We start from the raw sequence: 11,095 nt of genomic DNA on the forward strand, positions 1-11,095 counted from the left end.
CTACATGGTGCCGACAGGGATCGTGGAGCTGGAGAGGCTGCCGCTGACGGCGAACGGGAAGGTGGACAAGAAGGCGCTGCCGGAGCCGGAGCGAACAGGCGGGACGGAATATGAGGCACCGCGCAGTGCGGTGGAGGAGGAGCTATGCCGAATCTGGGCAGAGGTGCTGGGTGTGGAGCAGGTGGGCATCCATGACAACTTCTTCGAGCTGGGCGGTGACTCGATCCTCAGCATGCAGATTATATCGCAGGCTGCCCAGGCGGGGATTCGCGTAACGCCTCGCCAAATCTTTGAATATCGAACCGTATCTGGAGTGGTCGATTCGCTCGGTTCCGTGCGCCAGGTGCAGGCCGAGCAGGGTAAGATCAAGGGCAACGCGCCGCTGCTTCCGGTTCAACAGTGGTTTATGGAACAGGCTGTTGCTGAGCCTCATCACTGGAATCAGGCCATGCTGCTGCAGCTCAAGCGTCCGGTCAAGCCTGCAGTGCTCAAAAAGGCGCTCTCGCGCCTGCTTGCGCATCATGATGCGCTGCGCATGCGCTTCCTTCGTACCGACGAGGGCTGGCTTCATACGTATGGCTCTGATACGAAGGCGCCGTTCGAGCAGGTTGACCTGTCGGCGCTTACGGAGGAGGAACAGACGACAGAGCTGGAGCGAAGATCAGCCGAACTGCAGGCCAGCCTCGATCTGGAGCAAGGGCCGCTCCTGCGCGCTGCTTACTTCAATCTAGGCAAGCATCGTCAAGCCAGATTGCTGCTCATCGCGCATCATCTGATCGTCGATGGCGTCTCCTGGCGCATTATACTGGAAGACCTGCAGCGCTTGTGCGAGCGACTGAGCCGTGGGGAGCAGATCGAACTGCCGCTCAAAACAACCTCCTACAAGCAATGGGCGAAGCAGTTGGAGGACTACGCCAGATCCGGCGCGCTGGAGACGGAGACGGAGCTATGGCTGGCTGCCGGAGACGGAACGGATCAGGACGAAGCGGAATTGCCCCTGGACTATTCCAACGCTGACGCCAAGATGGTGAACACAGTCCAGAACGCTGCGGTATACAAGCTCACGATGAACGAGCATGAGACGAGACGTCTGTTAACGGAAGTCCCTGCACAAGCTCGCGTTCAGGTACAGGAGATGCTCCTTGCCGCTGTCGCGAGGGCAGTGAGCCGCTGGAGCGGCAAGGCTGCTGCCTGGATTGATCTGGAGGGACACGGACGGGAGGATATCTTGCCAGATACCGATCTGTCACGCACGGTCGGCTGGTTCACCTCCATGTATCCGGTTCGACTGCAGACCGAGGCGCAAGCTTCTGCTGACGAGGTGCTTCGTACAGTCAAGACGCAATTGCGGAGCATTCCGAATCATGGGATCGGTTATGGACTGCTCCGCTATGCCGGACTTCCAGGGGAGACTCGGTGCCGGCTGGAGGAGCAGCCTCAGCCTCACATTTCCTTTAATTATATGGGGCAATTCTTCAAGGCAGTGTCCGAATCTGCGCTGTTCGAGCTGGCTCCGGAGCCCTTCGGCTCGGTTGCCAGCGGTCTTGGCCGCCGCACACATGCACTGAATATCAATGTGTTCATCCAGAGTGAAAGGCTGGAGCTCTCGGTCACCTACTGCCGCAAGCTGCACCGTCAGAAGACGATCGCCAATCTGGCGAGCCGGATTGGAGAGGAGCTGCGAGAGCTGATCGGGGATGCGGCAGCATCTCCAGCCTCCAGCTGGGTTCCTTCGGATTTCCCATTGGCGGAGCTGTCGGCGCAGCAGCTCGAACACATGCTCGACCCGGAGGGGCCGCTTGCTGAGCGAGCGACTGAGCTGGAGGATGTATATACGCTGGGCCCGTTGCAAGAAGGGATGCTGTTCCAATCCTTGCTGCATACAGGGGCTCATCTCTACACTCAGCAAACCTCCTTCAAGCTGCATGGCGTGCTGGATATACCGTTGTTCAAGCAGGCATGGAGCCAGGTCATGCAACGTCATTCAGCGCTGCGCACCTCATTTGTATGGGAGGGGCTGGAGCGGCCTCATCAGCTTGTCGTGAAGCAGGCCGAGCTGCCAATGCAATACGAGGACTGGCGAGCGATACCTGCAAGCGAGCAGGAGCGGAGCACGCAGCGCTTGCTGGAGGCGGAGCTGCAACGCGGCTTCGAGCTGTCAAGCGCTCCGTTAATGCGCATGAACGTTTGCCGGCTGGAGGAGGAAACCTACTGGATCGGCTGGAGCTTCCACCATCTGCTGCTGGATGGCTGGAGCGCCCAACTGGTACTGGAGGAGGTTTTCCGCCATTATGATTCGCTTGCGAACAAGCGTCCCGTACATAGCCGTGCCGTGCGGCCCTATGTCGAATTCATCCGCTATCTGAAGCATCAGCCCGCAGCAGAGCATGAGAGGTTTTGGCGAAGGACACTGGCAGGCTTTGCGGCACCCGTCTCGTTGGGACTCCCAAGGCCGAGAGGGACAACGGATGACAAAAAGCTGCTTTCCAGACAGCTTCTGTTGTCCGCGGCGGCGACTGCGCGTATCCAGGACATGGGGCGCTCCTCTCAACTCACACTCGGCACAGTGCTTCAGGGGGCGTGGGCGTATCTGCTTAGCCGCTATAGCGGAGAACAAGATGTGCTGTTTGGCGTCACGGTTGCCGGCCGCCCCGCTGAACTGGCGGGTGCAGACAGGATGGTGGGCCTGTTCATTAATACGCTGCCGCTCCGTGTGCGACTGAATGATGAGGAGCAGCTTGTTTCCTGGCTGACTGAAGTGCAGCAGCAGATGCAAGAGATGCGTCAGCATGAGCAGGCATCCCTTGTCAGCATTCAAGGCTGGAGCGAGGTTGAGCGGGGGCTGCCGCTATTTGAAAGCCTGGTCGTGCTGGAAAATTATCCGGTCAACAAGCAGGCCGCCGAGAAGGGCGGATTGTCCGTTAGCGAGGTGCAATCGTTGGAGCGGCCAGATGTGCCGCTGACGCTGGTGGCTGTTCCCGGAGAGCGGCTTTCCCTGACGCTTCTGTATGACGCTGCGCGCTTTGAGGGTCATGCGATGGAACGGGTGCTCAGACATCTCGGCAGCTTGTTGGAGATGATGGCGATGAATGCCCGGCAGACGATCGGTTCACTGGAGCTGCTGCATGAAGAGGAGCGGCGACAGTTGCTCACCGAGCGGAATGATACCTCTGTGCCGTATCCGCGGGAACGGACGATCCCGGAGCTGTTCGGAGAGCAGGTGGAGGCGAGGCCGGATGCGACGGCGCTGCGAGGAGCGGACGGAAGAAGCTGGACCTACCGTCAACTGGATGAGGCCGCAGAGCGGCTGGCCTGGCGTCTGCGCGCGGAGGGGCTGAGTGCGGAAGGGCTGGTGCCGATCATCGCCGAGCGTTCGCCAGAGCTGGTCATTGGCCAACTGGCGATCCTCAAGGCAGGCGGAGCCTACGTGCCGATCGATCCGAAATATCCGGCAGAGCGGATGGAATGGATGCTGGAGGATGCAGGAGCGAGCTTGCTGCTCATTCAACATGCGGAGCTGGCGCGGAGGCTGGAGCTGAATAGCGCCATTCGGACGCTGTTGATCGCTGCGGAGCTGGGGGATGCGGTCGCAATTGTCGGCGCGACGGAAGAAGCGCAGGCTCGTTGGCAGAAAGGCAAGGACGCTGCCAGTTTGGAGCTGGCTTATCCGCTTGCAGATCAGGGCAGCCAGCCAGAGGCCCGATCCGAGCACATGGCGTATGTCATGTATACCTCCGGTTCCACGGGACGTCCGAAGGGGGTCATGGTGGAGCATCGCCAGATCGTGCGTCTGGTGAAGAGCATCGACTATGCCGAATTGAATGAGCAGACGCGAATTTTGCAGACTGGCTCGGTCGCCTTCGATGCCTCGACCTTTGAAATCTGGGGGGCGCTGCTGAACGGCGGCAGCCTGTATATACCGGATGAGGAGACGATCCTAGACGGTCGCAAGCTCAAGCAAGTCATTGAAGCCTGTGGCATCAATATGATGTTCCTGACCACTGCGCTGTTCAACCAGCTACTGCGCCAGGAGGACGGGGTATATGAGGGATTGCATACGCTCTTCACCGGCGGCGATGTCATGTCGGTGCAGCATGTGAACGAGGCGTATCGAAGGTACCCAAGGCTGAAGCTGATGAACGCCTATGGCCCGACGGAGAACACCACCTATACGCTGATCTATCCGATTACGGAGGAGCAGGAGGGAAGTGTACCGATTGGTCGTCCGATCGCAAATACGACAGTCTATGTCGTTGACCGCAGGCTGAGGCTGGTGCCGCCGGGAGCGGCTGGGGAACTGCTGATCGGAGGCGCGGGTGTCGCCAGAGGGTATCTGAACCGGGAGGAGCTGACAGCGGAGAAATTCGTGCCAAGTCCATTCGTGCCGGGAGAGCGGTGCTATCGGACAGGCGATCTGGTACGTTACCGGGAGGACGGTGCACTGGAATTTCTGGGTCGTGTAGATGATCAGGTGAAGATTCGAGGCTACCGGATCGAGCCGGGCGAGATCGAGCGTGTGCTGACGAGCCATCCGCAGGTCGAAGAGACCTTCGTGAAGGTGGAGCAGGGGGACAATGGAGAGAAGCGGCTGATCGGCTACTGCGCGGTCGGGAGTGCGACCTCTCAGGTCACGGCGGAGCAACTGCGCGAGCATGCGCGGGGGCTGCTGCCTGACTACATGGTTCCGAGCGGGCTAGTGGTATTGGAGCAGCTTCCGCTGCTGGCGAACGGGAAGGTCGATCGCAAGGCGCTGCCTGTGCCGGAGACGGTCGCCACGGAGGAGGTGGACTGGGCGACGCCAACCCAGCAATTGCTCGCCTCCATATGGGAGGATGTGCTTGGCGTAGAGCGGGTGCGTGCCAGCGACCATTTCTTCGCACTGGGCGGTCACTCCTTGCTGGCGACGCAACTGATGTCGCGTGTCCGTGAGCTGTTCCATGTCGAGCTGCCCTTGCGGACGCTGTTCGATTATCCGACCGTTGCCGAGCTGTCTGGCAGGATCGACGCTAGCCGCAGGAAGGAAGACCACATTGCGATAACCAGGGCGGAGCGGCCGAGCCGCTTGCCATTATCTTACGCCCAGCAGCGTCTGTGGTTCCTTGACCAACTGGAGCCGAATAATCCGTTCTACAACATCTACGCAGCCTTGCGGCTTGAGGGCAGGCTTGACATAGAGGCGCTGGAGCGCAGCCTTGCGGAGCTGATTCAGCGGCATGAGGTCTTTCGAACAACCTTTGCGGCAACAGGAGGAGAGCCGCAGCAGCTTATCTTGCAGGATAGCAGCTTCCGGCTGGACATCACGGCGCTCGATGTACTGGACGAGGCTGAGCGCAGCGAGGCTGTCGCACGCATCAGCATGGAGGAAGCGGGGCGACCCTTCGATCTGGAGCGGGATCGCCTGCTGCGGATACAGTTGTTGAAGCTGTCGGAGACAGAGCATGTGATGCTGCTCACGATGCATCACATCATCTCAGACGGCTGGTCGATGCAGGTGTTCGTGAAGGAGCTTGGCGCGCTGTATGGCGGATTTTTCCAAGGAGAGCCAGCCTTGCTGCCTGGTATGCCGCTGCAATATGCCGATGTTGCAATCTGGCAGCGAGCATATCTGGATGGCGACAGGCTCGAGCAGCAGCTTGCTTACTGGCGGGACAGCATGGCCAATGTGCCGCCATTGCTCGAATTGCCGCTCGATTACCCGCGGCCGCCGATGCAGACCTATGCAGGAGCAACCGTTCATCGGATGCTGTCCGAGGACACCATTCATCGTCTGAAGCTGCTCTCTAGAGAAGAGAGCACGACCTTGTACATGATGCTTCTGGCGGTCTTCCAACTGCTGCTGCAGCGCTATTCCGGTCAGGAGAGTCTGTGCGTGGGCATTCCGGTAGCGAATCGAAGCCGTCCAGAGCTGGAGGGGATCATTGGCTTCTTCGTCAACATGCTGCCGATCTGCTCTTCCTTCACCTCTGAGATGACTGTGCGTATGCTGCTGAGGCAGACAAGGGAGACCATGCTTGGGGCGCTGGATTATCAGGATCTGCCGTTTGAACAGCTTGTAGAGGCTATTCGTCCTGAACGAAGCCTGTCCCATAGTCCACTGTTCCAGGTTATCTTCGACTGGCAGACCAAGGAGATGAGCACCATTGAGCTGCCAGGTCTGCGAGTAGAGCCCATCCCGGTCGAGATGAATGAGGCCAAGTATGATCTGGGGCTGACAGTTGGCGATGTGCCGGAGGGGCTGATCCTGTCGCTCAATTACAATACGGCACTGTTCCGCGCTGAACGGATGGAGCGTATGCTGGATCATTATTGCATGCTGCTGGAGCAGGTGGCTGCAAAGGCCGATGCAGCGCTAACCAATGTTGCGATGCTGACGCCAGGCGAGCTGGAGCAAGCGCTGATCCATTGGCAGGGAAGGACAGAGGAATGGCCTGCGCTATGTGCTCATGAGGCGATTGCAAGGCAGGCCGCTCTGACGCCAGATACTGTGGCGCTGATTGTCGGAGAGGCGCAACTGTCGTACCGGGAGTTGAACGAGCGGGCTAACAAGCTGGCGCATTATTTGCGCCGACAGGGGGCGGGGGCACAGAAGCTGGTTGGCGTATGCGCGGAGCGCGGCGCCGAGCTGGCGGTCACACTGCTGGCTGTACTCAAGAGCGGCGGCGTCTATGTGCCGCTTGACCCGGATTATCCGCAGGAGCGGCTGGCGTACATGCTGAAGGATGCCGGGTTAACGCTGCTGGTGACGGAGCATTCGCTGCTTGAGCGACTGCCGGAGCATCCGGTGAGAACCGTGCTGCTGGATGTGGACAAGCCGCAGATCGACCTCGAATCCTCTATGGATCTGGAGGGCGAGGCAGCGCCTGAGCATGCTGCGTATGTCATCTATACCTCGGGAACGACTGGAAATCCCAAGGGAGTTATCGTGGGGCATGAGGCGCTGTTCAATCACAATCAGAGCATCAGGCAGCTCTATGGGCTGCGCGCGGGCGAGCGAGTGCTGCAATTCGCAACGATCAGCTTTGATGTCGCGCTGGAGGAGTTTCTGACCGCATGGGCCAGCGGTGCAACCGTCGTGATGGCGGTGGACAGGCTGATGACCCCGGCTGCATTCAACGAATTCATCGTCGAGCAGCAGCTACATGTATTGAATCTGCCGTCCGCATATTGGCATGAATGGGTGCGCGAACTGTCCCGGGCTGGCGAGGCTCCGCCAAGCTGTCTGCGAGCCGTTGTTGTCGGCAGTGAACGTCCGTCTCCCGAATGTCTGGCGGAATGGAATCGACTGGATAGCGGTCGAATAGAATGGTTCAATGCCTACGGCCCGAGCGAGGCGGCCATTACGATGGCTGTCTTCCGCGCAGCGCAGCCACAGGAAGGCTATGCCGAGATTCCGATTGGCCAGCCGATAGCCAACACCAGGGTCTATGTGCTGGATTGTCATGGGCAGCCTGTGCCTGAGGGGGTGCCGGGCGAGCTCTACATTGGCGGCAAATGTCTGGCTCTTGGCTATCTGAACAATCCTGAGCTGACCAACGAGAGATTCGTAGCCTTGCCACACGCTCCAGGCGAGCGCTTCTACCGTACAGGCGATCTCGTTCGCTATACAGCGGAGGGTCTGCTGGAGTATGTCGGACGAACCGACGACCAGATCAAAATCCGCGGCTTCCGCATTGAGCTCGGCGAGGTAGAGGCCGTCTTGCGGCGCCAGCCGCATATTCAGCAAGCCGTTGCCGCCGCTCATGAATACCGGCCAGGCGATCGACGGTTAGTTGCCTATATCGTACCGCAGGCCGATGCGCTGGTGGAGCCGCGGGAGCTGCGGACCCGACTTCAGGAGCAACTGCCTTTCTACATGGTGCCAGCCCTCATCGAGTCGGTGGACGAGCTGCCGCTGACGCCGGCAGGCAAGGTCGATCGCAAGGCGCTTCGTGCGCCTGATTGGTCGAAGCTGGAGCTCTCGTCCGGGTATACTCCGCCTAGCACAGCCGCTGAAGCCAAGCTGTGCCGCATCTGGGAGAGAGTGCTGGGAGTCGCCCGTGTAGGCGTCCACGATAACTTCTTCGAGCTGGGCGGCGACTCCATCTTGAGTATTCAAGTCGTTGCCGGAAGTAACCAGGAGGGCTTGAAGCTGACGCCACGGCAGTTGTTCCAGCACCCTACCGTAGCGGAGCTGTCGGCGGTGGCGCAGCTCGTCGAGTCGACGGATGTGGAGCAGGGGCAGATTGTCGGAGAAGTGCCGCTCACGCCGATCCAGCGTTGGTTCTTCGAGCAGCCGCTCGATGAGGAGGCATACCGGCATTGGAATCAGGCCGTAATGCTGACGGTGGCGCAGCCAGTAGACGAACAGGCGCTTGGACAAGCGATAGCCGCCTTGCGTGAGCATCATGATGCGTTGCGGTCGCATTTTATCCTAGCGGCTGGAGCGGCTGATGGAGCGGCTGGACACTGGCGGCAGCAGATTGCGGCAGCAGGGAGCAGCAGCGGTGAATTCGTCATCACCGATCTAAGCGGGCAGCCGGAGGAGGAGCAGCAAGCGGCGCTGACGGCTCATGCCGATTCGCTGCAGGCAAGCCTTCAGCTTGCGGATGGCCCGCTGTTCAAGGCATCGCTGTACAAGCTTGGACAGGATCGCCCTGCACGCTTGCTGTTGATTGCTCATCATCTTGTAGTCGACGGAGTATCCTGGCGCATTCTATTGGAGGATTTGCAGACGGCATATAGTCAGCTCACGCTGCAGAAGCCTGTCCGTCTTCCACGCAAAACGACCTCGTATCTGTCCTGGTCGGAGCAGCTTCTGGACTTTGCCGCCCAGGAGACGATCTCGCAGGAGGCGGACTACTGGCTTGAGCAGAGTGGGGAGGATAAACTGCCGCTGGACATGGAGCCGAATGAGCAGGCTGGAGAGACACTGGCTGAGCGGAACACCTTCGCTTCGGCTCAGGCGGTCACTGTATCGCTCGATGCCTCGAAGACAAGACAACTGCTGCAGGAGATGCCTGGCACATTCAAGGTGCAGGTGAATGATGTGCTCCTCACCGCACTTGGGCTGGCGCTGAAGAACTGGACAGGCCGAGACGCCTTCCTGGTTCAGCTTGAAGGACATGGCCGCGAGGAGCTGCCAGGAGAGCCGGATCTGTCGCGCACCGTTGGCTGGTTCACTACGGTCTATCCGTTCAAACTCAACGTCGGCGGCAGCAGACTGGAGGCACTCAAGCGGGTGAAGGAGCATTGCGGACGCATCCCTAGACGCGGTCTGGGTTACGGCCTGCTGCGCTATGCGGGGGAGTCTGCGGAGCTGCGCAGCCAGTTGGCTGCTGTACCGGAGCCGCAGGTGATCTTCAACTATCTAGGCCAATTCGATACGACGGTTCAAGAGGGGGCATTCGGCTTCGCATCGGAGTCCGTCGGAGTGATGCAGAGTCCGTCCGCTCCTCGCCCGAATCTGCTAGAGTTCAGTGCTGCTGTGTCAGGCGGAGCGCTGAACGCGACGATGATGTACAGTGAACGGCTTCATGCAAGGACGACAATGGAACAGCTGGCGAACGCCTTCCTCGAATCGCTGCAGTCGCTGCTGGAGCTGCCCAGCAAGGCAGCAGCGCCAGCATGGACGCCGGCAGACTTTCCTGGGGCAGCGCTGACACAGGAGCAGCTTGATAAAGTGCTGGCTGTGACACCATCTGTGGAGGATCTATACGTACTTTCGCCGCTCCAGCAAGGAATGCTGTTCCATTCACTCTATGCCGCTCAATCGACGGCCTATTTCGAGCAGACAGCCTTCACCTTGACGGGACATCTGGATGTTTCGCAATTCCGGCAAGCCTGGCAGCAGGTGGCGCGGCGACACCCAATTTTGCGGACTCAATTGGTGTTGAATGATGTGGACGAGCCGCATCAAGCGGTAATTGTCGGCCTGGAGCTTCCCTTTGTCGAGCTGGATTGGACGGGGCTGGCACCTGCGGCTTGCGCCGAGCGCTTATCCCAACTGCTTGTAGAGGAACGAAACCAGGGGATCGAATTGACAGAAGCGCCGCTTATGCGGCTCACCCTGATTCGTGAAGCGCCGGAGCGCTGCACACTGGTGTGGAGCCACCATCACCTGCTCCTTGACGGCTGGAGTGTGCCGATCATCCTGGCAGAGCTGATGCAATGGTATCGGGCGCTGCGGCGCCAGGATGCGCCCAAGCTGCGGCCGGTGCGGCCCTACAGCGAATATGTCGCCTGGCTGCGGGAGAAGGCGCGTTCCACCGAGGCGGAGCAGTTCTGGAGGCGGCAGGTGCAGGATGTGAGCGAGCCGACGACACTTCCAGCCCGGCGCGGCGCGGTCGCAGACCAGCCGCTCGATGGCGGCTGGCAGAGCATCAAGCTGACGGAGGCTCTCTCCACGCAACTGCAGCAGCTTGCAAGACGGCATCGGGTGACACTTAATACGGTGCTTCAGGCTGCATGGACGATTGTACTGAGTCGTTACAGCGGCGAGCGCGAGGTCATCTACGGCACGACTGTATCCGGCCGGCCAGCAGATTTTGCCGGTGTGGAGTCCATGGTGGGGTTGTTCATTAACACCTTGCCGGTAAGAGTCGTGACAGAAGGCACAGTCACGGTAGGCGAATTAATGGAGGAACTCCAGCAGCAGCTAGCGGAGATCAATCAGTATGGCTACACACCATTGTCGACCATTCAGGGCTGGAGCGGGCTGGCACAAGGTGTACAGTTGTTCGATTCGATTATCGTATTTGAGAATTATCCAATCGACGAACAGCTGGCGGAGCATAGTGCGGCGACAGCCGAGCTGGAGATGGATATTGCCAGCTCGTACCAGCACACGAACTTTGCCTTGACCTTTATTATGAGTCCCGGACGCGAGCTGCCGATCTCCTGTGCGTATGACAGAGCGAGATTGGATGAGAGCACGGTGGCCAAGCTTCTCCAGCATATGCGCATGGCTCTGGAGGCGATTGCGACAGACAGCTCGCGCCCTCTAGGCTCGATTGAGCTGCTGACACCTGACGAGCGTCGTCTGCTGCTCGACGAATGGAATCGTGATGCCAGCATCGGCAGCAAGGAGTGGGGCTGCATTCATCATAGGGTAAGTGCC

1 protein-coding gene is annotated in these 11,095 nt (G+C 59.7%); it reads left to right on the forward strand.

Going from position 1 to position 11,095, the window contains the following annotated elements; genetic code table 11:
• Positions 1-11,095: non-ribosomal peptide synthetase (locus ACY1JZ_RS25885; RefSeq protein ID WP_462631652.1), on the forward strand; the 11,095-nt coding region annotated here is incomplete at both ends.

Source organism: Paenibacillus sp. J5 (assembly GCF_054955055.1).